This window comes from Streptomyces dioscori, assembly GCF_003024195.1.
GTDB classification, from domain to species: domain Bacteria; phylum Actinomycetota; class Actinomycetes; order Streptomycetales; family Streptomycetaceae; genus Streptomyces; species Streptomyces dioscori.
The window spans coordinates 95,424-121,363 of sequence record NZ_KZ679044.1 but is presented as its reverse complement, the minus strand read 5'-3'; the positions used below and the strand labels follow the sequence as shown (position 1 = coordinate 121,363).

At 70.4% G+C, this 25,940-nt stretch carries 22 protein-coding genes and 1 pseudogene; 14 read left to right on the top strand and 9 right to left on the bottom strand.

The features are described from left to right. Positions 1–43: 43 nt before the first annotated feature. On the bottom strand, positions 44–1,210 hold the full coding sequence (locus tag C6Y14_RS19105) for a PP2C family protein-serine/threonine phosphatase (RefSeq protein WP_107017942.1): 1,167 nt from the start codon (positions 1,208–1,210) through the stop codon (positions 44–46). A gap of 491 nt (positions 1,211–1,701) precedes the next feature. Here C6Y14_RS19105 and C6Y14_RS19100 point away from each other — a divergent pair, with 491 nt between their 5' ends. From C6Y14_RS19100 to C6Y14_RS19085, 4 genes are all read left to right on the top strand, one after another. After that, positions 1,702–2,103 carry a hypothetical protein gene (locus C6Y14_RS19100; RefSeq protein WP_107017941.1) on the top strand — a complete coding sequence of 134 codons (402 nt, stop codon included), beginning with the start codon at positions 1,702–1,704 and terminating at the stop codon, positions 2,101–2,103. Positions 2,104–2,322: 219 nt separating this feature from the next. Then, the gene (locus tag C6Y14_RS19095) at positions 2,323–3,393 is read left to right on the top strand and encodes an ATP-binding cassette domain-containing protein (RefSeq protein ID WP_107017940.1); all 1,071 of its coding nucleotides are present in this window, start codon (positions 2,323–2,325) and stop codon (positions 3,391–3,393) included. Continuing rightward, entirely contained in the window at positions 3,390–4,262 is an 873-nt protein-coding gene (locus C6Y14_RS19090) for an ABC transporter permease (protein WP_107017939.1), read from the top strand. The genes C6Y14_RS19095 and C6Y14_RS19090 overlap by 4 nt, the downstream gene beginning before the upstream one ends. A 166-nt stretch (positions 4,263–4,428) precedes the next feature. Next, positions 4,429–5,346, top strand: a complete 918-nt coding sequence (locus C6Y14_RS19085) for a hypothetical protein (protein WP_107017938.1) — start codon at positions 4,429–4,431, stop codon at positions 5,344–5,346. On the opposite strand, the gene C6Y14_RS19080 is transcribed toward C6Y14_RS19085, so the two are convergent. After that, positions 5,261–6,622, bottom strand: coding sequence for an aminotransferase-like domain-containing protein (locus C6Y14_RS19080; protein WP_107017937.1), 1,362 nt, complete (start codon positions 6,620–6,622; stop codon positions 5,261–5,263). The two genes, C6Y14_RS19085 and C6Y14_RS19080, sit on opposite strands and share 86 nt — an antisense overlap. 97 nt (positions 6,623–6,719) lie before the next feature. Between C6Y14_RS19080 and C6Y14_RS19075 the strand changes: the two genes are divergently transcribed. After that, entirely contained in the window at positions 6,720–7,532 is an 813-nt protein-coding gene (locus C6Y14_RS19075; protein ID WP_107017936.1) for an alpha/beta fold hydrolase, read from the top strand. Positions 7,533–7,928: 396 nt separating this feature from the next. Further along, a complete protein-coding gene (locus C6Y14_RS19070; protein WP_404828807.1) occupies positions 7,929–9,035 on the top strand; it encodes an endonuclease/exonuclease/phosphatase family protein in 1,107 nt (368 codons plus the stop codon). 192 nt (positions 9,036–9,227) lie between these two features. Here the strand turns inward: C6Y14_RS19070 and snpA are convergent, their stop codons facing one another. Then, positions 9,228–9,905, bottom strand: coding sequence for a snapalysin (gene snpA / locus C6Y14_RS19065; RefSeq protein ID WP_107017935.1), 678 nt, complete (start codon positions 9,903–9,905; stop codon positions 9,228–9,230). Positions 9,906–10,091: 186 nt separating this feature from the next. On the opposite strand from snpA, the gene C6Y14_RS19060 reads away from it, so the two are divergent. Then, positions 10,092–11,015 carry a LysR family transcriptional regulator gene (locus C6Y14_RS19060; RefSeq protein WP_107017934.1) on the top strand — a complete coding sequence of 308 codons (924 nt, stop codon included), beginning with the start codon at positions 10,092–10,094 and terminating at the stop codon, positions 11,013–11,015. 122 nt (positions 11,016–11,137) lie between these two features. Here C6Y14_RS19060 and C6Y14_RS19055 read toward each other — a convergent pair whose 3' ends face one another. After that, positions 11,138–13,243 (bottom strand): PhoX family protein, encoded by a 2,106-nt coding sequence (locus C6Y14_RS19055; protein ID WP_107017933.1) that lies wholly within the window; start codon positions 13,241–13,243, stop codon positions 11,138–11,140. A gap of 237 nt (positions 13,244–13,480) precedes the next feature. Between C6Y14_RS19055 and C6Y14_RS19050 the strand changes: the two genes are divergently transcribed. Together C6Y14_RS19050 and metG are read left to right on the top strand one after the other, a co-directional pair. Next, the gene (locus C6Y14_RS19050; RefSeq protein ID WP_107017932.1) at positions 13,481–15,229 is read left to right on the top strand and encodes a VWA domain-containing protein; all 1,749 of its coding nucleotides are present in this window, start codon (positions 13,481–13,483) and stop codon (positions 15,227–15,229) included. A gap of 164 nt (positions 15,230–15,393) precedes the next feature. Next, on the top strand, positions 15,394–17,118 hold the full coding sequence (gene metG, locus C6Y14_RS19045; protein WP_107017931.1) for a methionine--tRNA ligase: 1,725 nt from the start codon (positions 15,394–15,396) through the stop codon (positions 17,116–17,118). 101 nt (positions 17,119–17,219) lie between these two features. Here metG and C6Y14_RS19040 read toward each other — a convergent pair. Together C6Y14_RS19040 and C6Y14_RS19035 are read right to left on the bottom strand one after the other, a co-directional pair. Beyond that, a pseudogene (locus C6Y14_RS19040) lies at positions 17,220–17,510 on the bottom strand (hypothetical protein); the annotation flags it as partial. A gap of 77 nt (positions 17,511–17,587) precedes the next feature. Continuing rightward, on the bottom strand, positions 17,588–18,016 hold the full coding sequence (locus C6Y14_RS19035) for an ATP-binding protein (protein ID WP_107017930.1): 429 nt from the start codon (positions 18,014–18,016) through the stop codon (positions 17,588–17,590). Between the two features lie 229 nt (positions 18,017–18,245). Here C6Y14_RS19035 and C6Y14_RS19030 point away from each other — a divergent pair, with 229 nt between their 5' ends. The 3 genes from C6Y14_RS19030 (at position 18,246) to C6Y14_RS19020 (ending at position 20,425) form a co-directional block, all read left to right on the top strand. Then, on the top strand, positions 18,246–19,097 hold the full coding sequence (locus tag C6Y14_RS19030) for a helix-turn-helix domain-containing protein (RefSeq protein ID WP_107017929.1): 852 nt from the start codon (positions 18,246–18,248) through the stop codon (positions 19,095–19,097). Positions 19,098–19,105: 8 nt separating this feature from the next. Next, positions 19,106–19,303 (top strand): DUF397 domain-containing protein, encoded by a 198-nt coding sequence (locus C6Y14_RS19025; RefSeq protein ID WP_107017928.1) that lies wholly within the window; start codon positions 19,106–19,108, stop codon positions 19,301–19,303. Between the two features lie 189 nt (positions 19,304–19,492). Further along, positions 19,493–20,425 carry a hypothetical protein gene (locus C6Y14_RS19020; RefSeq protein WP_199854779.1) on the top strand — a complete coding sequence of 311 codons (933 nt, stop codon included), beginning with the start codon at positions 19,493–19,495 and terminating at the stop codon, positions 20,423–20,425. A gap of 69 nt (positions 20,426–20,494) precedes the next feature. Here the strand turns inward: C6Y14_RS19020 and C6Y14_RS19015 are convergent, their stop codons facing one another. Further along, entirely contained in the window at positions 20,495–21,412 is a 918-nt protein-coding gene (locus tag C6Y14_RS19015; RefSeq protein ID WP_107018212.1) for a DUF3152 domain-containing protein, read from the bottom strand. Positions 21,413–21,551: 139 nt separating this feature from the next. Between C6Y14_RS19015 and C6Y14_RS19010 the strand changes: the two genes are divergently transcribed. Next, positions 21,552–22,028, top strand: coding sequence for a hypothetical protein (locus C6Y14_RS19010; protein ID WP_107017927.1), 477 nt, complete (start codon positions 21,552–21,554; stop codon positions 22,026–22,028). Between the two features lie 319 nt (positions 22,029–22,347). Here C6Y14_RS19010 and C6Y14_RS19005 read toward each other — a convergent pair whose 3' ends face one another. Further along, positions 22,348–23,397: an intradiol ring-cleavage dioxygenase gene (locus tag C6Y14_RS19005; protein ID WP_107017926.1), complete on the bottom strand. Its 1,050-nt coding sequence runs from the start codon at positions 23,395–23,397 to the stop codon at positions 22,348–22,350. A 251-nt stretch (positions 23,398–23,648) separates the two neighbouring features. On the opposite strand from C6Y14_RS19005, the gene C6Y14_RS19000 reads away from it, so the two are divergent. Beyond that, complete coding sequence (locus C6Y14_RS19000) at positions 23,649–23,939, top strand: hypothetical protein (protein WP_107017925.1); 291 nt, start codon at positions 23,649–23,651, stop codon at positions 23,937–23,939. A 118-nt stretch (positions 23,940–24,057) separates the two neighbouring features. Here C6Y14_RS19000 and aspS read toward each other — a convergent pair whose 3' ends face one another. Then, positions 24,058–25,821 carry an aspartate--tRNA ligase gene (gene aspS / locus C6Y14_RS18995; protein ID WP_107017924.1) on the bottom strand — a complete coding sequence of 588 codons (1,764 nt, stop codon included), beginning with the start codon at positions 25,819–25,821 and terminating at the stop codon, positions 24,058–24,060. Positions 25,822–25,940: the final 119 nt, after the last annotated feature.

Genomic DNA, 25,940 nt, shown 5'->3' with positions numbered 1-25,940 from the left:
GGGCGATAGGGGGTGGGTGATGGCGGTTTGTTCGGCCGCCGACTCACCCACCCGCACCGGCCGGGCGGACCGCGAAGATGGTCGTGTCGTCCACCAGGTGGCCCGTGCTGTGGCGGAGGGTGCCCTCGCGGACCAGTTCCACCAGGTGGCGGGGATGGGTGAGGCCGGGGTCCACGGAGACGGCCAGGGCGACGTGCTCATGGAGCGGGAAGAAGGCGCCCTCGGCGTCCCGGGCCTCGGTCACGCCGTCCGTGACGAGCAGCAAGGTCTCGTCGGGGGCGAAGGGGACCCGGCGGACCGGCGGAACGCCCGAGGCAGGACCGGCCAGCCCGCCGAAACCGAGCGGCAGGCCGTCGCCGGGCGGCAGGAGGCGCACCCCGGACGGTCCGGCCACCAGCGGGGGCTCGTGCCCGAAGTTGACGACCTCGATGTGGCCGCCGGGAGCGCCCGGCGGCGGGAAGCCGACGAGGACCGCGGTCGCGAAGCGTTCCACACCGCGGGCCGGCTCCTCGCCCAGGTCGGCCACGTACTGCCGCTGGCGGCGCATCCGGGTCTCCAGCCGTTCGGCGACGACAGCCAGGGACGACTCGTGGTACGCGGACTCCCGGAACGTGCCGAGCAGCGCGGCGGCGGCGTCCACCGCGGGCAGACCCTTGCCCTGTACGTCACCGAGGAGGACGCGGGTGCCGTGCGGGCCGGGCTGGATGTCGTAGAAGTCGCCGCCCACGCGGGCCTCGCTGTCGGCGGCGAGATAGACGGCCGCGTGGTCCAGGCCCGCCCAGGGGGTGGGCATCGGGCGCAGCACGGTACGGCGCGTCGTGTCGGCGACGTCCCGCATGTGCAGCATGCGGCGCTCTTCGCGCACGCGTACGGCACACGCCATGGTGGCCAGGGCGCCGCCCACGGCGACGAGGATGAAGTCGGGCAGGCCGGTCTGGTCCTGGTGCGGCCAGGCGGCGTCCACCTCGATGTACGTGACGAGGGCGAGGGCGGCGAACACGGCCGTGCCTCCGACTCCGCAGATCGCTGCCGCGATGCCGGGGACGAGGACGATCCAGGAGATGATCCTGAACTCGCCCGAGGTGTTGCTGTCGATCACGGCGATCGCGGCGAGGAGGAGCAGTGGGGGTGCCCAGGCGACGCTGCGTCCGCGCACGCGGAGCAGTTGCTGCCGCTGGGCCCGGGTGCTCTGCTCCGCGCCGCCGCTCACCCGCCCAGCGAAGCACGCACACCGCCGCCCCGCACGCCGACCTCCCGGCCCCGCGGCCCCGCGGCCCCGGCCACGCTGCGACCTGCGGGCCCGACTGGGACCGTTTGCGCCGTTCCCCGCGCCCCCCTAGCGGGGCCTCCGCGGGCCCGGTGGGGGCTGAGCGCGCCGTTCCCCGCGCCCCTAGCAGGGCCCCTGCGGGTCCGGTGGGGGCTGGCCGCGCCGTTCCCCGCGCCCCTAGCGGGGCCCCTGCGGGTTCGGTGGGGGCTGGCCGCGCCGTTCCCCGCGCCCCTTGAGGGCTGCGCCCCGGGGGCAAAAGCTGGGGCGCAGCCCCGTTTTTGAGGGGCGCGGGGAACTGCGCGATCGGCCCCCACCGAACCCCAGCCCCGCCTTCAAGGGGCCCCGGGAACCGCGTAGCCGTCGCGCACGACTTGCCGTCCCCATCCCCCAGGTGTGACCTGGAAGGCAGGGGCGAGGAAGAGAGGAGTGCTGTCATGGCTCACACGGCACCCGCAAGGACCGGCCCACGAACCACCCACCACCCCACCATCCCGCTCAGAGCGAATCTCCTACTACCCGCACTCGCCGGCATCGTCTACGGCCTCTGGACCTCCGGCATAGCCCGCCACGCAGGCCCGATCACCGGCTGGAACGTCCTCCTGGGCGTCATCTCCGCCCTCGCCTTCGCCGCGGCCGCACACGGCATCCACACCATCGCTCCCCGCCTGCCACGCGAATTGCGCGCAGCCACGTGGGCGGCGTTCGCGGGTATCGCGTTCGGCTTCGTCTACAGCCTCACGGATGCCGGCATCGTCAAGACCGTCGGCCTGTCCCTGGTGATCACGGCGGGCGTTTTCGCGGTCGTCTTCTACCGCTACTACACGACGGAGGACTGAGCCCGGCACGTATCAGTACGCATCAGTACGTACCAGCACGCACCAGTACGCATGGCGACGGGGCCCGGCAGCCGGCCGGAGCCCCGTCCTGTCGTCGCCGTACCCATGTCCCCGAAGGCCCTCACCGCCCCACCGATGAGTTTCCGCGGCCCCAGGGGTCTGCATTCCGAAAACAGTCACGGAACCAGTCACCAGAACGACGCGGATGGGCGGACCGACATGACGAGCAGCAACCGCACCGACCACTGGGCCGGGCCGGCCATCGAGACCGCGGGTCTGGTGAAGACCTTCGGCGACACCCGCGCGGTCGACGGCGTGGACCTGCGCATCGAGCCGGGCACGGTCTACGGCCTGCTGGGCCCGAACGGCGCGGGCAAGACCACGACCGTACGCATGCTGGCGACCCTGCTGCGCCCCGACGGCGGCGAGGCGCACGTCTTCGGCCACGACGTCGTGCGGGAGGCGGACGCGGTCCGCAGCCGGGTGAGCCTCACCGGTCAGTACGCGTCCGTGGACGAGGACCTGACCGGCACCGAGAACCTCGTGCTGCTGGCCCGTCTGACCGGCCACGCCAAGAAGGCCTCGTACGACCGCGCGGCCCAACTCCTGGACGCCTTCGGCCTGTCGGAGGCGGCCGGCCGTCAGGTGAAGAACTACTCGGGCGGCATGAGGCGCCGTATCGACATCGCCGCGTCCATTCTCAACACCCCGGACCTGCTGTTCCTGGACGAGCCGACGACGGGTCTCGACCCGCGCAGCCGCAACCAGGTCTGGGAGATCGTGCGGGCGGTCGTCGCCCAGGGCACCACGGTCCTCCTCACCACCCAGTATCTGGACGAGGCGGACCAGTTGGCGTCCCGGATCGCCGTCATCGACAAGGGCAAGGTCATCGCCGAGGGCACCAAGGGCGAGCTGAAGGCGTCGGTGGGCGCGGGCGCCGTGCACGTACGACTGCGGGACGCGGACCGGCGCCCGGAGGCGGAACGGGTGCTGCGGCAGGCGCTGGGCACGGACGTCCAGTTGGAGCCGGATCCGGTGGCGCTGACGGCCCGGGTCGGCAACGGCTCCCCGGACGGCGCCGCGGCCGCCGAGAAGGCGTCCCGCGCTCTCGCCGAACTCGCCCGCGCGGGCATCACCGTCGACAACTTCTCCCTCGGCCAGCCGAGCCTGGACGAGGTCTTCCTCGCTCTCACCGGAAAGCCCGACGACCGGCACGACAGCCCTCACGACAGCCCGGACGACAGCCGTCCCGAACCCCAGCCGACGCTGAAGAAAGAGGCCACGGCATGAGCACCGCGACCCAGTCCTCCGGCCCCGGAACCGGAACCGCGGACACCGCGGACCTCGCGCCGGTCCGCGCCGAGAGCCTCGCCGCGATCCTGGTCGCCGGCGAGCGCCCGCCGCGCCCGAACGCCCTGCAGACGTCCCTCACCTTCGGCTGGCGGGCGATCCTCAAGATCAAGCACGTACCGGAGCAGCTCTTCGACGTGACCGCGTTCCCGATCATGCTGGTGCTGATGTACACGTACCTGTTCGGGGGCGCGCTCGCCGGTTCCCCGCGGGAGTACATCCAGTACCTGCTCCCCGGCATCCTCGTCATGTCCGTCACGATGATCACGATGTACACGGGCCTCGCGGTCAACATCGACATCGAGAAGGGCGTCTTCGACCGCTTCCGTTCGCTGCCCATCTGGCGCCCGTCGACGCTGGTCGGCTATCTGCTCGGGGACGCCCTGCGCTACACGATCGCGTCGGTCGTGATGCTCGCGGTGGGCCTCGTCATGGGATTCCGTCCGGACGGCGGCGTCCAGGGAGTGGTGGCGGGCGTCGTCCTCCTGCTCGTCTTCTCGTTCGCCTTCTCCTGGGTGTGGACGATGTTCGGCCTGCTGCTGCGTACGGAGAAGTCGGTCATGGGCGTGAGCATGATGATCCTGTTCCCGCTGACCTTCCTCAGCGACATCTTCGTCCGCCCCGAGACGATGCCGGGCTGGCTCCAGGCCTTCGTCAACAACAACCCGGTCACCCACCTCTCCTCGGCGGTCCGCGGCCTGATGGAGGGCTCCTGGCCGGCCACCCAGATCGCGTGGTCGCTGGGCTGGGCCGGGGTACTGGTCGCGGTCTTCGGCCCGGTCACGATGAGGCTCTACAACCGCAAGTAGCCGACGGCCCACAGCCCACGGCCTAGGAGCGACCCGCCGTAGCGACCCTCCGGCACTCGGCGAAGGCCGCCCCGGGTCCCCCGGAAGAACGCAATCCGCGTCCGGATGCAGTCACCCCGGCCGTGCCCCGATGGCGGAGGGCGCGGCCGAGGCCCTTCCTTGAGGGGTGCGGAAAGACACCGGCCCTGCCCCCTCGGCGCTACGAAAGGTTTTCTCGGCGCTGCTGATCGTGCTCGCCTGCGTCCTCGTGCCGCTGGGCGGGCTCTCGGCGTGGGCGAAGTACGAGATCGGCGACACCGGGCGGTACGTCGACACGATGGCGCCGCTCGCCGCCGGACCCGACGTCCAGGGCGCGATCGCGGACACCGTCACGGACGGGATCATGAGCGAGGTCGAGGTCGGGCCGCTGGAGGGGGAGGTCCGCGCGTACGTCCACCGGGCGGTGCGGTCCTTCACCGGTACGGAGGCCTTCCGTGCGGCCTGGACCACGGCGAACCGGGCCGCCCACGACGCCGTCCTGCGGGCCCTGCGCAGCGACAGCGAGGGTGCCGTCACGCTCGACCTGGCCCCGGTCACGGCCCGCCTCAAGGCCCAACTGGCCGACGACCGCGTGCCGTTGGCGAACCGCATCCCCGTCGAGCACACCGAGGTCACGGTCCTCGGCGCCCAGGAGCTCAGCTCCCTGCGGAAAGGCTTCCCCATGCTGGAGATCGCGGGCTTCTGGCTGCCGCTGGCCTCGGTCGCCCTGGCCCTCGGCGGCATCCTGCTGGCCGTACGCCGCCGCCGTGCCGTCACGGCCACCGCGCTCGGTACGGCCCTGGGCGCCGCCCTGCTGGCGCTGGCCACGGTCATCGGCCGGACCCTGACCCTCGCGGGCCTGCCCGAGCACGTCTCGCGCGCCGCGGCGGGCGCGGTCTACGACGCCCTCACCGAGACCCTGCGCACCGCGACCTGGTTCATCCTCGCCCTCGGCCTCACGGTGGCGCTGGCGACCTGGCTCACGGACGCCCGCGCGCGACGTCGCGCAGCGTCCGCAGCGCCTGTCCCAGCACCGGTACCGGAACCGACGCGAGCCCGAGCCTGACGGCGTCCGGCGCGCCCTGCGACCCCACCTGCCCTGCCTGCCCCGCATGCCCCACGGCGAAGGCGGGTCCCGGGGTGACCGCGACCCCGCGCGCGGCGGCGGCAGCCGTGAAGGTGTCCGCGCGCCAGGGCGCGGGCAGCTCCCACCAGGCGTAGTACGCGTACGGGTCGGCCCGGACCGTGAACGGGGCGAGCAGTTCCGCGACCACACGCTGGCGCCGGGCCGCGTCGGCCCGCTTCCTGCCGACGAGCCGCTCGACGGTCCCGTCCCGGATCCACCGCGTGCCCGCCTCCAGCGCGAACCGCCCCGCCGTCCAGCCGCCCGACCGCAGGGCCCCGCCCACCGCCCCGGCCCGATCCTCGGGCACGACGAGGAAACCGACGGTCAGTCCGGGCGCGACCCGCTTCGACAGCCCGTCGACGACATGGACGCGCTCGGGGGCGTACGCGGCGAGCGGCACGCCCTCCTCATGGAGGAAGGACCAGATACGGTCCTCGACGACGGGAAGGTCCAAGTCCCTCACCGTGGCGGCCAGTTCACGCTTCCTCCGGTCGCCCGCCGTCACGCCGGTCGGATTGTGCAGGGTCGGCTGGACGTAGAGGGCGGAGAGCGGCGCGGCGCGGTGGGCCGTGGCGACGGCGTCGGGCCGCAGCCCCTCCTCGTCCGTGGCGAGCGGCACGAGCGTGCAGCCGATCCGCTCCGCGATCTCCTTGACCAGCGGATACGTCAGCGCCTCCACGCCGACCCGCCCACCGGGCCGTACCAGCGAGGCGAGGACGCCGGCGATGGCCTGCCGGCCGTTCCCGGCGAAGAGGAGCTGCTCGGGCGCGGGCCGCCACCCGGATCCCGCGAGCAGCCCCGCGACGGCCTCGCGGGCGGCGGGGGTGCCGGTGGCCGGGACGGTACGGGTCGCCTCGCCCAGCACGTCGGCCCGCAGCAGCGGCGCGAGCCCGTCGGCCATCAGCTCCGACTGCCCCGGTACGGACGGGTAGTTGAGCTCCAGATCGGCCTTCACCTGAGGGTCGTGATCGTGGGCGGCCTCCGCGAGGGCGCGGCCCGAGGGGGGTGGCGCGGCCCGTACGAAGGTGCCGCGCCCGACCTCGCCGACGACGAGCCCGCGCCGGACCAGCTCTCCGTACACGCGCCCGGCCGTGGACCCCGCGATGTGCCTGCGCCGGGCGAACACGCGCTGCGGCGGCAGCCGTTCGCCGGCCTTCAGCCGCCCCGAGTAGATCTCCTCGGCCAGCCGGTCGGCAATACGCCGGTAGTCCTCCACGCCGCCCCTTCCTGGAACACAGGCGAATCCCACCCGGATTGCACCGAGAGCAAAGATCTTATTGCACCGAGGAGTTGAGGAGACCTAGGGTCCGATCATGGCTCCCTTCCTCGCATACGAGGACAAAGGCCCGCATGCCGCCACGGCACTGCCCCTTGTCCTGATCCACGGCCACCCCTTCGACCGCACGATGTGGGCTCCCCAGGTGGCGGCCTTCTCCCCGGACCGCCGGGTGATCGTGCCGGACCTGCGGGGCTACGGCGCGTCCCCGGTCGTCCCCGGGACCACCCCGCTCTCCGTCTTCGCCGAGGACGTGGCGGCCCTCCTCGACGAACTCCGGGTACCCGAATTCGTCCTCGGCGGACTGTCGATGGGCGGCCAGATCGCCATGGAGTGCTACCGGCTGTTCCCCGAGCGGATCCGGGGGCTGCTCCTGGCGGACACGTACCCGGCGGCGGAGACGCCGTCGGGAAGGATGTCCCGGGCCGCGACGGCCGAGCGGCTGCTGCGCGAGGGGATGGGCGGGTACGCCGAGGAGGTCCTGTACCGGATGGTCGCGCCGTACGCCCGCCCGGAGGTCGTGGCGCATGTGCGCCGCATGATGACGGGGACGTCGGCGGAGGGGGCCGCAGCGGCCCTGCGGGGGCGGGCGCAGCGGCCGGACTACCGGGAACTGCTGACTCGGGTCACCGTTCCCACGCTGGTGGTGGTGGGGGAGGACGACGACTTCACTCCCGTGGGGGATGCGGAGGCGATGCATGCGGCTGTGCGGGGGTCTGTGCTGTGTGTCGTCCGGGGCGCGGCCCACCTCCCGAACCTCGAACGCCCCACACCTTTCAACAACGCCCTCACCGACCTACTGACCCACTGCACCCCCACCCCTGACACCTGCGGGCCCGGTGGGGGCTGATCGCGCAGTTCCCCGCGCCCCTGAAGGGGCAAAAGCAGGGGCGCAGCCCCGCTTTTGAGGGGCGCGGGGAACGGCGCGGCCAACCCCCACCGAACCCGCAGGCGCGGTCTTAGGGGCGCGGGGAACGTCGCGGCCAACCCCCACCGAACCCGCAGGTGCGGTCTTGGGGGCGCGGGGAACTGCGCGAACGGCCCCCGCCGGACCCGCAGACGAAGGGGCAGGCCGGGGCGCAGCCCCGCCGTTTCAGGGGCGCGGGGAACTGCGCGACAAGCCCCCACCGGGCCCGCAGACGACCCCCCGCCACGCAACCCCCCACACACTCCCCCCGTCTTTGAGAGAGGATCCATGCAGATGGCTGGGGTGGGTGGGGGGACAGAAGGGGTGGAAGACGTGGCCTTGCGCGGCGCAACGGCGGAGACGGTGGAGACGGCGAAGCGGGCGAAGAGGGGGAAGACGGGCGGCTGGACCGGGGACGAGAACGTCCCGGCGCCGAGACACGGCACCACACGCCCCGGCGCCTGGTTCGCAGCCCTGCTCCTCCTCACCGTCACCACCGTCCTCGCCTGCCGCATGGCCGACACGGACGCCATCACCCCCATCCCCCAACTGCTCGCGTTCCTCCCCTGGCTCCTCGCCCCCACCGCCGTCGCCCTCCTCTTCGCCGCCCTGTCCCACTGGCGTATCGGCCTGGTCTGGGGTGTGGTCGCCCTCGCGGTGACCGCCTGGTACATCGAGCCGTACGGCAGGACGATGGAACCCGGCGGCACCCCGGTCGCGGAGATCCGCGTACTCACGGCGAACGTCGAGTTCGGCCAGGCCACGGACGCCCTGATCGAGGCGGTCGCGAAGCAGCGCCCGGATCTGGTCTTCGTCCAGGAGTGCGAGGACGTCTGCGAGAAGAAGCTGAACCAGGCTTTCGGCAAGAAGTCCAAGAGCAGCGAGGCCGACAAGGGCGACAAGGGCGACAAGGGCAGCGTCTACCCCTACCGGCAGTCCGTCGAGAGCGCCACCTCGGAGGGGTCCGACGGTTCCGTCATCCTCAGCCGCCACCCCCTCACGCCCGCGAAGGGCATCCCCGCCACCATGGGCATGCCCGGCGCCACCGCCGACGTGGACGGCCAGGAGATCCGCCTCCAGCTGGCCCATCCCATGCCGCCACTGCCGTCCCACCTGGGCACCTGGCGCAAGGAGCTGGCCGCCCTGCGCGACTACGCCGCCGCGAACATCGGCCGGCCCACCGTCGTCGCGGGCGACTTCAACGCCACCCAGGACCACGCGGCCTTCCGCCGCATCCTGGACACCGGTTTCATGGACGGCGCCCGTCTCACCGGCGACACCCGTACCCCGAGCTGGCCCGCCCTGACGGCTCCGGCCTTCGGTGCCCAGATCGACCACGTCCTGGTGTCCCGGGGCTTCACGGCGACCAGGACCCGTTTCCTGGATCTGGACGACACGGACCACCGGGCGCTGGTGGTGGACCTGACCCTGCGCAAGAGCACGTAGCGGAACCCGTAACCGGACGGTTCCGTACCCGGAGCCCGGGCGGTTCCGTACCCGGAAAACACGACGTGGGCCGCCCTCTGTGCAGGAGGGGCGGCCCACGTCCGTGGGGGGTGGGTGGTACATCCGAGGGGGACCCGCGGGTCCCGGCGTCGGGGCGGTGCGGCGCCGACTCCGCACCGCCTCGACGCTGGATCAGTCCTGGTTGACCTTGGCCAGGGCCTTGGCGAGCCCGTTGGCCCACAGCTGGTTCACGCGGGAGCGCTCCGCGCTGTTGGGGATCGAGTTCGTGCAGGACGTGCCCGGTCCGCCGCCCGACATCAGCTCGCTGCACGGGCCGGAGTAGTGGTCGGGGAGTCCGAGCACGTGCCCGGTCTCGTGGGCGGTGACGCGCGTGGAGTCGTACTGCTGGTTCTGCCGGTAGTCGAGGAATATGTACCCTCTGCCGTGTCCGTCCGTGGACGCGTACGAGCCGCGCGAGTCGTTCCCCTCGCGGTACGTGAAGCTCGCGCCGCTGGTGCCGGCCTGCAGCTTGACGTTCGAGACGGAGCTGTTCCAGATCGACGTGCTGCGGGCTATCTGGGTGGCGAAGGACGGCGCCGCCGAGGCGTTGTAGACCACGGTGACGGCGGCGGCGGACGTCGGGTTCGCGGCGCGCTTCTCGGCCACGGACTTCAGCACGGCTTCGAAGAAGGCCTCGTTGGCCTTGGCCTCTTCGCCGGAACCGTTGTAGCCCGCGCCCGCCACGGACGCGGTGGAAGAGATGGCCGCCGGCTCCGGTGCCTGGGCCGCCGAGGCCGGTACGGTACCGAGCGCCGCCGCGGTGAGGCCGAGGCCGAGGGCGGCGGAGAGCATGGGTGTGGACAGTCGCATCGATGACTCCTTGCGTGGGGGGTGAAGTCGTCACCGAGGAGTTTCGGCGTCTGTGAGGCGGCTGTGATGATGCCAACAGGCGATAGGACACAGCTATCCGTACGTATCCGACCGCCCGACTCACTTGTTTTGGGTGGGATTTGTGCGTCTGGTGAAAGCTGTACTTCCGCTTTAGGCTCCGGCGGCATGGACCTTGAGGTCAGGCACCTACGCGCACTGTGCGCCATAGCCGACACCGGCAGCCTGCACCGGGCCGCCCGGCAGCTCGGCGTGGCCCAGCCCTCGTTGAGCACCCAGCTCAAACGCATCGAGCAGGAGCTCGGCGGCCCCCTCTTCCTGCGCGAACGCACCGGCTGCCGCCCGACCCCGCTCGGCCTGGTCGTCCTGGGCCGCGCCCGTCCGCTGGTGGCCGAAATGCGGTCGCTGGTCGCGGAGGCACGGGCCGCCGCGACGGACGCCGACGGGCCCCAGCTCCGTATCGGATCCACCGCGAGCCGGGCCCTCGCGGGCTGGCTGCGCCGGCTGCGCGCCCGCCAGCGCGAACCGGTCCTGCAGATGGACGTCTCCCCGAACGCCCTGCTGCGCATGCTCGCCGCCGGGCGGCTCGACGTGGCCTTCGTCCACGAGGTGGAGGGGACCCCGCTGCGCATCCCGGACGGGCTGGCGCTGCGTGTCCTGGTCGACCGCGAACCGCAGTTCGTCTCGCTGCCGGCCGACCATCCGGCCGCGGCACGGACGGAGGTCCGGCTCGCCGACCTGGCCGGGGACCGGTGGATGATCGATCCGACGGTCGACGGCGAGTGGGACGCCGTGCACCGCATGCTGCGGGCGGCCGGGCTGCGGCCGCGGGTGCTGCACGGGGACTACCACACGGCCGCCTCGCTGGTCGCGACCGGCGAGGTCGTCACGGTGTGCCAGCCGACGTGCCAGCCGCGGCCGGAGATGGCGGTGCGGCGGATCCAGGGGGATCCGCTGGGGGTCCGGCTGGTGCTCGCGGCGCGTACGGAGGGGGAGTTGGACCTTGTGTTCCCGGAACTGTGGGAGGCGTACGCGGAGGTGGCCCGGGAAGCGCCCGGATATGGGGAGTGGCTTGATCTGGTGGGGGTGTAGGGACGGTCGGGGGGTTCGGGTGCAGGTCCGGTGGGGGCTGGTCGCGCAGTTCCCCGCGCCCCTAAAGGCAAAAGGCAGGGGGCGCCCTCCTCGCTGGAAGGCGCCCCCTGCCTCTGTGCGCCTCACACGCCGATGTCCTCGCCGTCCTTGCGCCAGACGGAGACGACCGACGGGCGGACGATCTTGCCGGGGCCGTCGGGCCACACGCTGGCCGGGTTCTCGACGGTCGCGCCGGTGATCTCACCCGGGTGCTGGACCGCGACGAGGACGCGGCGGTCCTGGACGAGCGGGCCGCAGGTCTCGGCGCCCTTCGGCACGGTCAGGAACTGCTTCAGCTCACCGCGCCGGTCGCCCTTCGTCGCCACGCCGAACAGGCCGTCGTGGGAGCCGAGCTGGGCACCGTCGGTGGAGATCCACAGGTTGCCGTGCGGGTCGAAGGCCACGTTGTCCGGGCAGGAGATCTGGCTGACCTTGTCCTTCGGGTAGCCCGCGAAGTACGTCGCCGGGTCCTTCGGGTCGCCCGCGACCAGGAACAGCGACCAGGCGAAGCTGGTGGCGTCGGCGCGGTTGCGGCGCTCGGTCAGCTCCAGGACGTGCCCGTGCTTGTTGGCGTTGCGCGGGTTGGCCTCGTCGACCTTGGCGTTGGAGCCGACACCGCGGTTGGTGTTGTTCGTCAGGGCGACGTACACCTTGCCGGTGTGCGGGGAGGGCTGGATGTCCTCCGGGCGGTCCATCTTCGTGGCGCCCACCTTGTCACCGGCGAGGCGCGTGAAGACGTACACCTCCTCGGCGGTCATGCCGGGGACGTGCGAGACGGCGCCCTTCGCGGTGGCGGTGGCCAGCGGGATCCACGTACCGCTGCCGTCGAACTCGCCGTCGGAGGGGAGCTTGCCGGTGCCGTCGATCTCGATCGCCGGGGAGTCGCCGGTGAGCTTGGCGACGTACAGCGTGCCCTCGTCGAGGAGGGTCAGGTTGTGCTCGCGGGCGGCACGGCTGTTGCCGTGGCGCATCCGCTTGCTGCCGACGAACTTGTACATGTAGTCGAAGCGCTCGTCGTCGCCGGTGTAGGCGACCGGGCGGCCGTCGTCCGTGAGACGGATCGTCGCGCCCTCGTGCTTGAACCGCCCGAGCGCGGTGCGCTTGCGGGGTGTCGAGGTCGGGTCGTACGGGTCCAGCTCGACGATGTAGCCGAAGCGGTGGACCTCGTTCGGCTCCTGGGCGACGTCGAAACGCTTGTCGAAACGCTCCCACTTGCGCTCGGTGGCGCCGGTGCCGATGCCGTAGCGGGCGTCGGTCGTGCGGCTCGCGTTGGCGAAGTACTGGTTGAAGTTCTCCTCGCCGTGCAGCGTCGTGCCCCAGGGGGTCTCGCCGCCGGCGCAGTTGTTGAGCGTGCCGAGAACCTTCTTGCCGGTCGGGTCGGCGGAGGTCTTCAGCAGACTCGATCCGGCCGCCGGACCGGTCACCCTGAACTCGGTGGTCGCGGTGACACGACGGTTGAGGTGGTGGCGGGGCACGGCGGTGAGCTTGCCGGTCTTCCGCTCCTCCTCGACCACGACGACACCCAGACCGTGCGCGGCCCAGGCGATCTCGGCCTGCTCGCGGGTCGGGTTCGCGGGGTCGTAGCCCTTGAACATCAGGACTTCGTCCGTGTACTCGTGGTTCGCCACGAGCAGCTGACGGCCGCGCTCGCCCGGCAGCGGGAGCAGGGCGAGGAAGTCGCAGTTGTAGCCGAACTGGCCGGCCTGCGCCGCCGCGGTCTGCCGGTCCGGGTCGAAGGCCGGGGCACCGCGCAGGATGGGCTCGCCCCAGCGGATGACCACGTTCTGGCCGTAGCCCTCGGGGACGGTGACGGCGTCGGCGGTGTTCGGCGCGACGGGGGTGAAGCGCAGACCGCGGGCGGCCTTGCCCTTCGAACCGTGGGAGCCGTGGGAGCCGTGCGAGCCGTTCGCGCCTGTTGCCAGGGTGGCGGGCTGGGCGGCGGCGGGGGCCGCGCCGGCGCCGAGGACCGCGCTTCCGGCCGCCGCAGTGGTCACGGTCACCGCGGCGGCGGCCCGCATCATCGACCGCCGGCTGAGCGCTCCGGCGATGACGTCGCCGACGTATTCGTTGGCGCTGGTGTTGGGCGCCGGGTGGAAGCAGGCATCACCACAGCGGTACCGACAGGTCATCTCGGAACGGCCGCCCGGGTGTGAACCGGTCGAGCCGAGCAGAGGCAGCAGGTTGCGCACGTTCCCTCCCCTATGTCTGTGTCTGGCGTGACGCTAGGGGCACGCGCGTGCGAGAGCGCGGACGCAAGGTGAACGGAGAGTGAACTGGGTCCAGCCAAAAGGGCTTTGACCCCGACAGGCGTGCGGGAACCGGGTCCATGTTTGGGCCTGATAAAGATCTTCGGTCCTGGCGGCTAACCTTACGTGTCCGTCCTGGCCAGGGATTGACGGAACCAACTCATGCGAAGGGTTGCGCACATGGGCATTCTCACCCGCCTGCGGAATGCGTTCGGAAAGTCACGCAAGGGGGACGCTGCCGCTGCCGCGGTCCCTTCCGCATCTGCCGCCGCCGAGCCGACCGTGCCGGCGGCCCGGCAGGAGACGGCTCCCGAGCCCACGCCTGCGGCAGCCGAGCCTGAGGTCTCTGTCCCCGCACCGGCCACGGAGCGCGAGCCCGAGGCCGAAGCCGTGCCGGCGCCGGAGCGACAGCCCGAGCGCAGGACCGAGACGAAGGCGTCCTCGGTGGACGACCTGGTCTCGGCGGCGTTCGACAACGTCACGGTCCCGAAGCAGGGGGCGGCACCTGCGGCGAAGGCTGAGGCCAAGGCGGACGCTGAGGCCAAGGCGGACGCTGAGGCTGCCGCCGAGGCCGAGGTAGTGGCTGCCGCCGAGGCCGTGGCCGAGGCTAAGCCTGCTGCGGAGGCCGAGCCTGAGAAGAAGGCGGAGCCGAAGCCGGAGGCGAAGGCTGAGCCGGTGGCGGAGCCGAAGCCGGAGGCGAAGGCTGAGCCGGTGGCGGAGGCGAAGGCTGAGCCGGTGGCGGAGGCGAAGGCTGAGCCGAAGCCCGTCGTGGCGGCGCCCGAGCCCGCGAAGGCGGAAGCCGAGCCGGAGCCCGCCGTCGAGCCGGAGCCCGCCGTAGAGACGGCACCGGAGCCGGAGCCGACGCCCGAGCCCGTCGCGGCCGAGGTGACGCCGAAGCCCGAGCCGGCGAAGGCGGAGCCCGCGAAGGCAGAGGCAGAGGCAGAGGCTGAACCCGAGCCCGTCATCGTCGCCGCGGCCGAGGCCGAGCCCGAGCTGGTCATCCAGCTGGTCCCGGAGCCCGAGGCCGAGCAGGTCGTCGAGCCGGAGCCCGAGGTCGAGGCCGCAGCCGCCGAGGAGGCATCCGAGGCGGAGGCCGAGGCCGAGGCAGCCGTCGCCGAGGTGACCCCGGAACCCAATTCGGAAAAGGCGCCCGAGCCCGCGAAGGCCGAGGCCGAGGCCGAGAAGCCGTCGGCCCCCGAACCCGAGACCGAGGCGGCCCCCGAAGCCGCGGCCGAGCCTGCCGCAGGCAAGCCTGCCGCGGGCGAGCCCGCCGGTGGTGAGGACGCGGTCGCCGCCCAGGCCCCCGCCCTCCTCAGCGCCTACAAGGCAGCCGCCACCGCCCTGGCGAACCAGGGCCTCACCGACGCCCGCGCCAAGGTCTACCTGGTCCTCGACCGCTCCGCGTCGATGCGCCCGTACTACAAGGACGGTTCCGCGCAGGCGCTCGGCGAGCAGACCCTCGCCCTCGCGGCCCACCTCACGCCGGAGGCGAACGTCCAGGTCGTCTTCTTCTCCACCGAGCTGGACGGCACCGGCGAACTCACCCTCGCCGAGCACGACAACAAGATCGACGAACTCCACGCCGGCCTCGGCCGCATGGGCCGTACGAGCTATCACGCGGCCGTGGAGGAAGTGATCGCCCTGCACGAGAAGGCGGGCACTCCCGCGGAGCCCGGCCTGGTCGTCTTCCAGACGGACGGCGCCCCGGACGCCAAGACCCCGGCCACCCAGGCCCTGACGTCGGCGGCGAAGAGCCACCCCGGCCTCTTCTTCTCCTTCGTCGCGTTCGGCGAGCAGGACAACAAGGCCTTCGACTACCTCCGCAAGCTGAAGTCGGACAACACCGCGTTCTTCCACGCGGGCCCGACCCCCCGCGAGCTCACGGACGCGGAGATCTACGAGGGCGTACTGGCGAACTGGCGCCAGTAACCCCACGCCACAGCGTCACTCGGGCCGCCCCCTCTCGTCTCATAAAACGAGGAGCGGGCGGCCCACCCATGTCGGCTACGATTTCAAGGTTCGTAAGACGGCCGAAAGTCGAAGCAGCACTCGACCGGACGTCACCCCACGTAGCGACTCGGGAGCAGCCCGCAATGGCTCGACACCTCATCACCAGCGCCCTTCCGTACATCAACGGGATCAAGCACCTGGGCAACATGGTGGGGTCCATGCTCCCGGCGGACGTGTACGCCAGGTACCTCCGCCAGCGCGGCCACGATGTCCTCTACATCTGCGCGACGGACGAGCACGGCACCCCGGCCGAACTGGCGGCGAAGGAGCAGGGCCTGCCGGTCGCCGAGTTCTGCGCGTCGGCGCACGACGCGCAGAAGGCGATCTACGACGGCTTCGCGCTCGCCTTCGACCACTTCGGCCGCAGCTCGTCCCCGCAGAACGCGGAACTGACGCAGCACTTCGCCCGCCGCCTGAACGAGAACGGCTTCATCGAGGAGCGCGCGATCCGGCAGGTGTACTCGCCGGCCGACGGCCGCTTCCTCCCGGACCGTTACGTCGAGGGCACGTGCCCGCACTGCGGTTACGACAAGGCGCGCGGCGACCAGTGCGAGAACTGCACGCGCGTCCTGGACCCCACGGACCTGATCAACCCACGCTCGGCGATCTCCGGTTCGACCGAACTCGAAGTGCGCGAGACCTCGCACCTCTTCCTCCTCCAGTCGAAGCTGCAGGGCGAGGTCGAGGCGTGGATCGACGAGGTCGCGGACGAGTGGCCGCAGCTCGCGTCCTCCATCGCCCGCAAGTGGCTGACCGAGGGCCTGCACGACCGCGCGATCACCCGTGACCTGGACTGGGGCGTCCCGGTCCCGGCCGACACGTGGCCGACGCTGGCCGCCGACGGCAAGGTGTTCTACGTCTGGTTCGACGCGCCGATCGAGTACATCGGGTCGACGAAGGAGTGGGCGGACGCGGCTCCGGAGGAGAACCGGGACTGGAAGTCGTGGTGGTACGAGCCGGCGGGCGCGTCGGACGTGCGGTACACGGAGTTCATGGCGAAGGACAACGTCCCCTTCCACAGCGTGATGTTCCCCGCGACGGAGATGGGCGTACGGGAGCCGTGGAAGAAGGTCGACCAGCTGAAGGCCTTCAACTGGCTGACGTACTACGGCGGTAAGTTCTCCACCTCCCAGAAGAGGGGCGTCTTCACCGACCAGGCCCTGGACATCCTGCCCGCGGACTACTGGCGCTACTTCCTCATCGCGAACGCCCCCGAGTCGGACGACTCGTCGTTCACGTGGGAGCACTTCACGGCGACGGTGAACAAGGACCTGGCCGACACCCTCGGCAACTTCGTCAACCGCGTCCTGTCCTTCTCGAAGAAGCGCTTCGGCGAGGAGGTCCCGGCGGGCGCGGAGGCGGGCGCCCCCGAGGCAAAGCTCGGCGACGAGATCGCCTCCCTCCTCTCCGACTACGAGACCCAGATGGAGACGCTCCAGTTCCGCAAGGCGGCGGCTGCGCTCCGCGCCCTGTGGTCGGCGGGCAACTCCTACCTGGAGGAGAAGGCCCCCTGGCTGGAGATCAAGACGAACCCGGAGGGCGCGGCACTCACCCTGCGCACGGCGATGAACCTGATCCACCTGTACGCGGTGGTCTCGGAGCCGTTCATCCCGTCCTCGTCGGCGGCGATGCGAGCAGCCTTCGCCCTGCCGAACGACACGGCAACGTGGGTAACCCAGGAGGAAGCGAAGTCCCTCGACTCCCTCCCCGCAGGCACCCCCTTCACGGTCCCCCCGGTCCTCTTCGCCAAGATCACGGACGAGGACCTGGAAACGTACAAGGAGCGCTTCGGCGGAGCCCCGGAGTAACGACAGTCCGCTTGTCATGAACGGCCGGGGTGGCCGGACACCGTATCGACGACGGTGTCCGGCCACCCCATTCGCCTACGCGTACACAGAGCCGAGGAACGCTACTCCTCGCCGAAGAGCTGCGCCGCATCCGTCGCATGAACGGCCCGCTGCGCCCACAGTTCGAGCTCGTCGAGATCGGTGCAGGTGCGCACGCGCTCACGCACCGCGTCTGGGACCTCGATGCCGCGCCACTGCAGGATGTTCAGCGTCATCTCTGCACGATCCTCGATGCGCCCCTCTTCACGCCCTTCTTCCCGTACCTTCTCGGCGACTTCGTGCCGGAAGAAGTAGTTGATCGCCGTCATCAGGTCCCTCCAGATCTGCTTCGCCTGGGGGTCGACCAGGCATGACCAGGGCAGGCCCTCCGGATGGGCTGTGGCGCCCGGCGAGCCGGAGAACCGGGCCGGCCCGACCTCGACTCTTCTCTCTACGCAATGCCCAGGTCACACCACACGTACTTGCCTCCGGTGCCGTCTCGCGGCAGTGGGTACCAGCCCCAGACGTCCGCGCAGGCCTGGACGAGGGCGAGGCCTCGGCCGGATTCCGACTCCGCCATGTCCGCGAAGTTCGCGAAGGCCGTCGTCGGTTGGGGCGGGTCGGGGTCGCCGTCCCACGCGCCGATCCGCAGGACTCCGTCCCGCCAGCGCAGGCGTAGGGCCGCGGGGCCCTTCGCGTGACACACCGCGTTGGAGATCAGCTCCGTCGCCAGCAGTTCGGCGACATCGGTGAGGCGGATCAGGCCATGGATCGTAAGGATGAGGCGGAGAGTACGGCGACAGACCGTCACGGCGCGGGGGTCGTTGGGAATGCCGAGCGTGTACTCCCAGGGCTCGGGTTCGTTGACGTCCTGCGGCATGCGGGAACTCCGTTCCATGAATGGGGGAGGGTGAGGGTGAGGCGGGGAGTAGTGGCATGCCGCAGCCGCCGTGGCAGGACGGAGTGGTGCGCTTCCGGAGTCCCCGAGATGTCGCAGGGTGTGCGGTGCGTCACTGAAGGTAGAGACCAAAGTTGGTCTCATGCAACCGACTGTCATAATCTGCCCCCGAACGAGGCAACCCGCAGCGCCGTTGTGACGAGGAGAACCCATGGCTCGGAGACGGCAGCCCACCGCACGCCAGATGCGCCTCGGCACCGAGTTGCAGAGACTGCGCGAGGCCGTCGGACTCAAGGGGCGCGAGGCTGCTGCGGCGCTGGGAACGGACTCGGCACGGTTAAGTCAGATCGAGTCCGGGGTCGTCGGCATGAGCGAGAACACCGTCCGCCGACTCGCCTCCGTCTACTCCTGTTCCGACAGCCAGTTGATCGACGCCCTGGTATCGATGGCGACCGACCGGACCCGTGGCTGGTGGGAGAAGTACCAGGGCCTGCTGCCGGCTTCGTTCCTGGACATCGCCGAGTTGGAGCACCACGCCTCGCACCGGTTCGACGTCGAGTTCCTGCATGTCCCCGGCCTCTTCCAGACGGAGGACTACGCTCGCGGACTCTTCTCGTACCGCGTCCCCGAACTTCCGCGCCCTGACCTGGAATTGCGAGTGAGACATCGCATGGAGCGCAAAGTGGTCATCAGTGGTCCCGCGCCCATTTCGTACGAAGCGCTAATCCACGAGTCGGCCCTACGTATCCGAGTCGGCAAGCGAAGTGCCACGCAAGCTCAGCTGACTCACATCCTGGAACACTCCGAAGCCGATCACGTCACTACTCGTGTAATCCCCTTCGACCTGGACGACTTCGGTGGAGCGTGGAGCGCAATGGCGTACGCGGGTGGCGCGGTACCCGCGCTGGATACAGCGCTTCGCGATACCGCCCACGGAACCGCCTACATTGATTCCGGGGCGCAACTCGCAGCTTTGCGAACCCTCTTTCGTAAGGTGAAGACCGTGTCGCTCGAACCCGAACAGTCGCGTAATTTCATCCATCGGCTGGCCAAGGAACTGTGAGGCGCCTCATGCCCACCCCCGAGAACTGGCAGAAGTCGTCCTTCTCCGGCGGCGCCGACGGCAACAACTGCGTCGAACTCGCCAACGAGACCCGCACCATTCGTCTCCGCGAGAGCGACGACCCCTCCATAGAACTCGTCACCACCCCCACCTCGCTCACCCGCCTCTTCCAGTGCATACGCTCCGGCGCCCTCGGCAGCGCGTAAAGACGGCTTGAGGGGCGGCATCCGGTTCGTCTTCGTCGTTGACGGCTCCGCCGCTGACGGCGGACGCTCACTCGGGCGGGTGAATACACCCAACTGTGTAGTTATCAGGTCGCTTTGGGGCCTTACGCTCCCACTGCAACCTGCCTTTGGCATGCGCCATCGGCATATCTCACACCGCCAGGAACCCTCATGGTCAGCGCGCCGCACGAGGCGATGCACCGCATCTTCCAGGACCACCCGGACCTCTTCTCCGGGGTCTCCAAGGTGCTCGGCGTCGACTTCGCCCCGCCCACCTCGGTCACCCTCATGCCGACCGACCTCACCGAGGCCGGCCCACTCGAACGCCGCGTCGACACATTGCTGCGGCTGGAGACCGAGGACGACGAACCGCTCCTGGTCGCCATCGAGGCACAGGGCAAGAAGGACCCGGACAAGCCTGCGAGCTGGGCGTACTACGCCTCGTACCTGCTCGCGAAGTACCGGCTGCAGCCGATGCTGCTGGTCGTCTGCCAGGACCATGCGACGGCCAAATGGGCAGAACAGCCCGTCCAGTTCGGTCCGCCGCAATGGCCGTTGCTCACCCTGCGCCCGCTGGTCGCGGGGCCGCACAACATGCCGGTGCTCACCAGTCCGGCGGAGGTACGCAAGGATCTTGCGCTCGCGACACTGTCCGCGATCACCCATGCCAAGGGCCCTGAGATCGGGACGATACTCAAAGCAGTGACGACCGTCCTGCGGGACGAACCGGACACGGTCAAGAACCCAGTCATCGAATTCATCTCACGCGGCCTGGCCAAGCTGCCCGCCGCAGCACTTTGGAGGACACTCGTGGCCGTGGACCTTTCTTTCTACAAGTCACCCATCTTCGAAGAAGTCCGCGAGAAGGCCCGGGCGGAGGTTAGGGCGGAGGCACGGACGGAGGCTCGGGCGGAGGTTAGGGCGGAGGCCCGGACGGAAAGCCTGGCCGAGGCCATCCTGGATGTCTTCGAGGCGCGCGGTATCGACGTCCCCGAAGCCGTCCGGGAACGCGTCAGCAACTGCGTTGACCCCGAGAGCCTGCGCCACTGGCTACGACGTGCCGCCGTAGCCCCCTCCGCCGACGCGATCTTCACCGACGACTAGCCACGCCGTCACTCGGCAAAGCCCCCGCCGCGACCAGGCGGGGGCAGGTCATGGGGTCGAAGGCCCCGCTCACGGCACCCTCGGCCCCGTGACCAACCGCCCCTTCTCGTCGTACGGCCAGACGTTCGGCGTGCACCCTCGCATCCCCTTGATCTGTTGCATCATCGCCGGGGCCGGTTTGCCCGCTCCGGGGCATGTCACGTGGCCGTGGCCGAGGAAGTGGCCCACCTCGTGGTTGATGATCAGGGCGCGGTACGCGGCCACATCGTCGGCGTAGACCGGGGTCGCCAGCAGCCAGCGCTTGAGGTTGACCACCACGTCCTTGCCCACGCTGCAGTTGACCTCGCCCCGCGTGTTCAGGCCGTAGCGGCCGCAGATCTCGTCCACCGTTCCCGGTGTGGCCAGCCGTACGACGAAGTCGGTCGAACCTGTCGAGACCCGCTTGAAGCCCGACCGTCCGTCCGCCGTCCAGCCTCGCCGGTCCGCCAGCACCTCCTCCACCTGCCTGGCCACGTCCGCCGCCGACTGCGCAAGGCCGTTCTCGACGACGACCTTGTAGCGCAGCGTGCGGGCACCCTTTCCCACGGTTCCGCTCCCGCCACCGGCCGTGGTAAACGTCCCGGGCCCCGTGGAGGGGATGGAGGGAGAGGACGAGGCGGAGGGGGAGAGGGAGGGGGCTGAGTCCGGGGACTCATCGTTTCCGGGGATCGCGCTGGGCTTACTCTCGGGCGAGGGTTGGGAGGACCGGTTCGACTCCCCGCCCGCTGCCTCCGTTTCGCTGTCGGGGTCACCGCTTGAGCTGGATGCCGCCGGCGTCCCCCCGCTCACCGCCAGCGCCGCCGCCGATAACACCGCCAGCGCCGCCACGCCCCACAGCAGAGGCCCCTTTTCCCTGCCGCTGCCGCTGCCGCTGCCGCCCGCTGAGCCTCTGCGACGGCGGCGGGATCTCGCGGTCGGGGACGGCTTGGTCGTGCGGCGGTTGATCATGGTCATGAGCATCAAGAGTGAATACGCGAGGTGTTGGGTTCTGGCTCAGCGGATAACGAAGCCATAACGCACAGTTGGGCGCGCGCCCTTACGGGACCCCGCTCCTGGCATGTGCACGATTCATCCGTATGGTTTCGTCATGGCAGTCCCCCAGGTCATCCCGATCGCGTACGAGCCGCGCCACCGCACCGATGCCATCGGTCACTACGCGGAGGGGCAATTCCTGGGGTCGGTCACCTACGCCTTCCCCGAGGATTACCGCCCCGACGACGGCTGGGAAGAGCACAAACGACTCTTCACCGTGCTCCACACCTTCGATACCGAGGGTCGTCACCGCGACTCGGAGATCTGGTGCGCCGGTAGCTGGGCCGAGCAGCAGCGCAACCCGCAGGGGCCCGACTCCGTCCTCTCCCAGGCGCAGGCCCATCTCGCGAAACTGCTCCGGAGTCTCCCGCGTCGCCGTTACACGGACATCGCGGTCCAGCCCTTCCGGCTCACCCGCGACGGCGTGCTGTTCGGACTGCTGACCGGTGAGGACGAGGGCGAACCCTGGGCCGAGCTGTACCCCGACCGTCTCGGCTTCGGCCCGCCCTGGGACGGCACCTACGACACCTGAGCAGTCCGTCGCGCCTCCGCGTCGGCCTGGTCAAGTCCGAGCGACGTACGGGCCGTTCGAACGTGGTCGAGGCCCTCCGCGGCCATTCGTTTCACCAGCACGTACTCGGCCGCCGTACGGGCCGTGGCCAGTTCCACCCGGGCCGTGCGCAGGCGTTCGGAGGCGTCGAACAGGGCTTGCGCCGCCGTCCCGTCCGCTGTTCTCCTCCGGTGATCTCGTCCGGCGCCGCCGGTGTCCCGCGGGCCCGGGACTTCCCTCGTCCCGGGCCCATTCGCCGTACGCGTTCGTGTGCGACCGGCTCAGCCGGCGCTCACCCCGCTCAACTCGCCGAAGCCGAAGCCGTGTCCGAAGCCGACGTCGTCGCCGAAGCCCCCGGCTGCACCGCGTCGTCCGTGCCCTCGTGCGTCGCGTCCGGGTCGACGCCCATCGTGAGGGTGCCGAGAACCCCCTTCGCGATGGCGTTCTTCTTGTACTTGAGCTTCAGGAGACCGCCGGCCGTACCGGACTGGTCGTAGATCGTGTCCTCGGTGAGCGTCGTGCGCTCGGTCGTCGACGTGGAGTACGGCTCGACCTCCGCCGAGGCGAGCACCGACTCCTCGTCGAAGAAGAACTGGCCGGTGTGGCAGGTGTTGCCGCCCTCGTAGCCGGCGTCCGTCCAGGTGCCGCCGACATGCACCTTGGTGTGGATGTGGACGCAACGCCCCTGGTACCAGCCGGGGAAGACCGTCTTGAAGGTGACGAAACCCTGCTTGTCCGTCTTCCACGTGCCGCGCAGGTAGCGCTTGTCGTCGGTGGGCTCCTGGTGGCCGCCGCCGCCACCGCCGGGCGGGGGCCCGGTCGGGGAGCCGGTCGGAGTGCCGGAGGGCACATCGGTGGGCGTTCCGCTGGGCGGCGTGCCACCACCTCCGCCACCGCCGGAGAGGTCCTCGTAACCGGAGTAGAGGCCCAGCGCGTCACAGTGCCAGATGTCCACGGCGGCGTTCCTGACGGGCTTGCAGGTCTCGTTGTCGATCACCTTGAGGCGGAGGGTCATCGGAATGCCCTCTCTGTCCTCGGTGATGTCCTGCCGGAGCTTGTCGGCATCGATGTAGTACGGCCCCTCGGTGGTCTCCGAGGTGAGCTTGTAGCAGCCCTCCGCGGCCGTCGAGGTGGCGCTCGCCGACGCGCCCTTCGCGCTCGCGGCCGTCTCGGCTGTCTGGCCGGCGTTCGCGGTCGCGGCGATCGTGCCGCCCACACCCACCGCGGCGACCGCCGCGCCACCTGCCACGACGACCTTGCGCCGCGTCACATTCCGCTTGTGTTTCGGCCCTTGCGGCTCTTGCGACCCTTGCGACCCCTGCGGCTCTTGGGCCGACTGACTGCCTGTCATGTTTTCCGTCATGAGCGAGGAAGCTAGGCAAGAAGGCTGTCAACAGCGTGGGCGCGGACTGTGGATTACCGTTCGCGTGCGAAACGTGGCGCGAATCGATCGGCCACCGCCGTCGAACCCCTCGAACCCCTCGAACCCCTCGGGCCCCTCGGCCCCGAGCCCCCGGCGATCACTCGTCGTCATCGCCAATTCCCAATTCCCGATCCGCGATCCCCGATCACCGATCACCGATCCATGCCACTGTGTGCCTCATGGCAGACGAACGCGACGAGAGCCGGGGTGGCCCCGATCCCGCCGCCGTCACGCCCGGGGAGGCGGCGGCCGCCCGGGAGCGTGCCTTCTGGGAGAGCCGTCGCCGGTACCACGACCTGGACGACGACGAGGCCGGGCGGCGCGAGAAGCGCCGCCTCAGCAAAGAGTCCCGGCGTATGAACCTGGAGGTGCGCATGCACCGCTACGCCCGGAGCCACGACAGCGAGGGCCCCGTACCGGGCGACCTGCGACTCCCGCCCCTCCCGGACCACGACCACGACCCGGGCTGAGCGACCCAGGCTGAGCCCGCAAGGCTGAGCGAGCAAAGTCCGGCGCGCCCTGACGGGGCGCGGGGCGGTGACATGTGCGGCTCCGCGGGTCCGGCCCGGGAGCCGGACCCGCAGGGTCCTACTTCGACTGCGGCTTGCGCACCGAAAGGTGCAGCTCACGCAGCCGTGTCTCGTCCAGCTCGGTGGGCGCGCCCATCATCAGGTCCTGCGCGTTGCCGTTCAGCGGGAACGCGATGGTCTCCCGGATGTTCGGCTCGTCCGCGAGGAGCATGACGATGCGGTCGACGCCGGGGGCGATGCCCCCGTGCGGAGGGGCGCCGAAGCGGAACGCGCGCAGCATGCCCGCGAACTGCTCCTCGACGGTGTCCCGGTCGTAGCCCGCGATCTCGAAGGCCTTGAGCATGATCTCCGGCTCGTGGTTCCGGATGGCGCCGGAGGACAGCTCGACACCGTTGCAGACGATGTCGTACTGCCAGCCCAGGATGTCCAGCGGGTCCTGGGTCTCCAGGGCCTCCAGGCCGCCCTGCGGCATCGAGAACGGGTTGTGCGAGAAGTCGATCTTCCCGGTCTCCTCGTCCTTCTCGTACATCGGGAAGTCGACGATCCAGCAGAAGCGGAAGACGCCCTCTTCGAAGTGCCCGGCGCGCTTGGCGGTCTCGACGCGGACCGCGCCCATGATCTTGGAGACCTCGTCGAACTCGCCCGCGCCGAAGAACACGGCGTGGCCGGCCGCGAGCGACAGGCGCTTCGTCAGCTCGGCGACGTTCTCCTCGGTGAGGAACTTGGCGATCGGGCCGGTCAGCGAGCCGTCCTCGGCCACTCGCACCCAGGCGAGGCCCTTGGCGCCCTGCGAGACCGCGTAGTCACCGAGCTGGTCGAAGAACTTGCGGGACTGCGCGGCCACGTCCGGCACCGGCAGGGCCCGTACGTGCTTGCCCGCGAAGGCCTTGAACTCCGAGCCCTCGAAGATGTCGGTGATGTCGACGAGCTCCAGCTGGGCCCGCAGGTCCGGCTTGTCGGAGCCGTACTTCAGCATCGACTCGCGGAACGGGATCCGCGGGAAGGGGGAGGTGACGTTCCGGCCGTTGCCGAACTCCTGGAACAGCTCGGTCATGAGCTTCTCGATCGGCTGGAAGACGTCCTCCTGCTCGACGAAGGACATCTCCACGTCGAGCTGGTAGAACTCGCCCGGCGAGCGGTCGGCGCGGGCGTCCTCGTCACGGAAACAGGGCGCGATCTGGAAGTACCGGTCGAAGCCCGAGATCATCAGCAGCTGCTTGAACTGCTGCGGGGCCTGGGGCAGGGCGTAGAAACGGCCCGGGTTGAGGCGGGACGGGACGACGAAGTCGCGCGCGCCCTCGGGGGAGGTGGCGCTGAGGATCGGCGTCGCCATCTCGTTGAAGCCCAGCGCCGTCATCTTGTGCCGGATGGCGGAGATGACCGACGTGCGCAGCAGGATGTTGCGGTGCATGCGCTCGCGGCGCAGGTCGAGGAAGCGGTACTCAAGGCGCCGCTCCTCGTTCACCCCGTCCTCGGTGTTGATCGTGAAGGGCAGCGGGGCGGCGGCGCCGAGCAGCTCGACCTCGCTCACCTCGACCTCGATGTCCCCGGTCGGCAGCTCCGCGTTCACGTTCTCCGTGCCACGCGAGACGACCTTGCCGTCGACCCGGACCGTGGACTCCTTGGAGACCTTGTCGAGAGCCTCGTACGCGGGGGTGCCGGGGCGGGCGACGAGCTGCGTGATGCCGTAGTGGTCGCGCAGATCGATGAAGAGGATGCCGCCCAGGTCGCGCCGATTGTGCAGCCAGCCGCTCAGCCGGACGTCGCTGCCGACGTCAGAGGCGCGGAGCTCGCCGCAGGTGTGGGACCTGTACCGATGCATCGTCGTTCATCCAGTCTTCGCGGTCGGGGAGATGTTTCACGTGAAACACGTGCAAGCGTACCGGCCGCCCGTTGATCGCCGTCCGCAATAGTTCACAGGGCCGCGGTGGCACCCTTCGT

Bases quoted from the DNA above. Each gene is read 5' to 3' on its own strand.
- C6Y14_RS19100 (WP_107017941.1), top strand. From the start codon at position 1,702: ATGGCTCACACGGCACCCGCAAGGACCGGCCCACGAACCACCCACCAC.
- C6Y14_RS19095 (WP_107017940.1), top strand. From the start codon at position 2,323: ATGACGAGCAGCAACCGCACCGACCACTGGGCCGGGCCGGCCATCGAG.
- C6Y14_RS19090 (WP_107017939.1), top strand. From the start codon at position 3,390: ATGAGCACCGCGACCCAGTCCTCCGGCCCCGGAACCGGAACCGCGGAC.
- C6Y14_RS19075 (WP_107017936.1), top strand. From the start codon at position 6,720: ATGGCTCCCTTCCTCGCATACGAGGACAAAGGCCCGCATGCCGCCACG.
- snpA (WP_107017935.1), bottom strand. From the start codon at position 9,905: ATGCGACTGTCCACACCCATGCTCTCCGCCGCCCTCGGCCTCGGCCTC.
- C6Y14_RS19060 (WP_107017934.1), top strand. From the start codon at position 10,092: ATGGACCTTGAGGTCAGGCACCTACGCGCACTGTGCGCCATAGCCGAC.
- C6Y14_RS19050 (WP_107017932.1), top strand. From the start codon at position 13,481: ATGGGCATTCTCACCCGCCTGCGGAATGCGTTCGGAAAGTCACGCAAG.
- metG (WP_107017931.1), top strand. From the start codon at position 15,394: ATGGCTCGACACCTCATCACCAGCGCCCTTCCGTACATCAACGGGATC.
- C6Y14_RS19035 (WP_107017930.1), bottom strand. From the start codon at position 18,016: ATGCCGCAGGACGTCAACGAACCCGAGCCCTGGGAGTACACGCTCGGC.
- C6Y14_RS19030 (WP_107017929.1), top strand. From the start codon at position 18,246: ATGGCTCGGAGACGGCAGCCCACCGCACGCCAGATGCGCCTCGGCACC.
- C6Y14_RS19025 (WP_107017928.1), top strand. From the start codon at position 19,106: ATGCCCACCCCCGAGAACTGGCAGAAGTCGTCCTTCTCCGGCGGCGCC.
- C6Y14_RS19020 (WP_199854779.1), top strand. From the start codon at position 19,493: ATGGTCAGCGCGCCGCACGAGGCGATGCACCGCATCTTCCAGGACCAC.
- C6Y14_RS19015 (WP_107018212.1), bottom strand. From the start codon at position 21,412: ATGATCAACCGCCGCACGACCAAGCCGTCCCCGACCGCGAGATCCCGC.
- C6Y14_RS19010 (WP_107017927.1), top strand. From the start codon at position 21,552: ATGGCAGTCCCCCAGGTCATCCCGATCGCGTACGAGCCGCGCCACCGC.
- C6Y14_RS19005 (WP_107017926.1), bottom strand. From the start codon at position 23,397: ATGACAGGCAGTCAGTCGGCCCAAGAGCCGCAGGGGTCGCAAGGGTCG.
- C6Y14_RS19000 (WP_107017925.1), top strand. From the start codon at position 23,649: ATGGCAGACGAACGCGACGAGAGCCGGGGTGGCCCCGATCCCGCCGCC.
- aspS (WP_107017924.1), bottom strand. From the start codon at position 25,821: ATGCATCGGTACAGGTCCCACACCTGCGGCGAGCTCCGCGCCTCTGAC.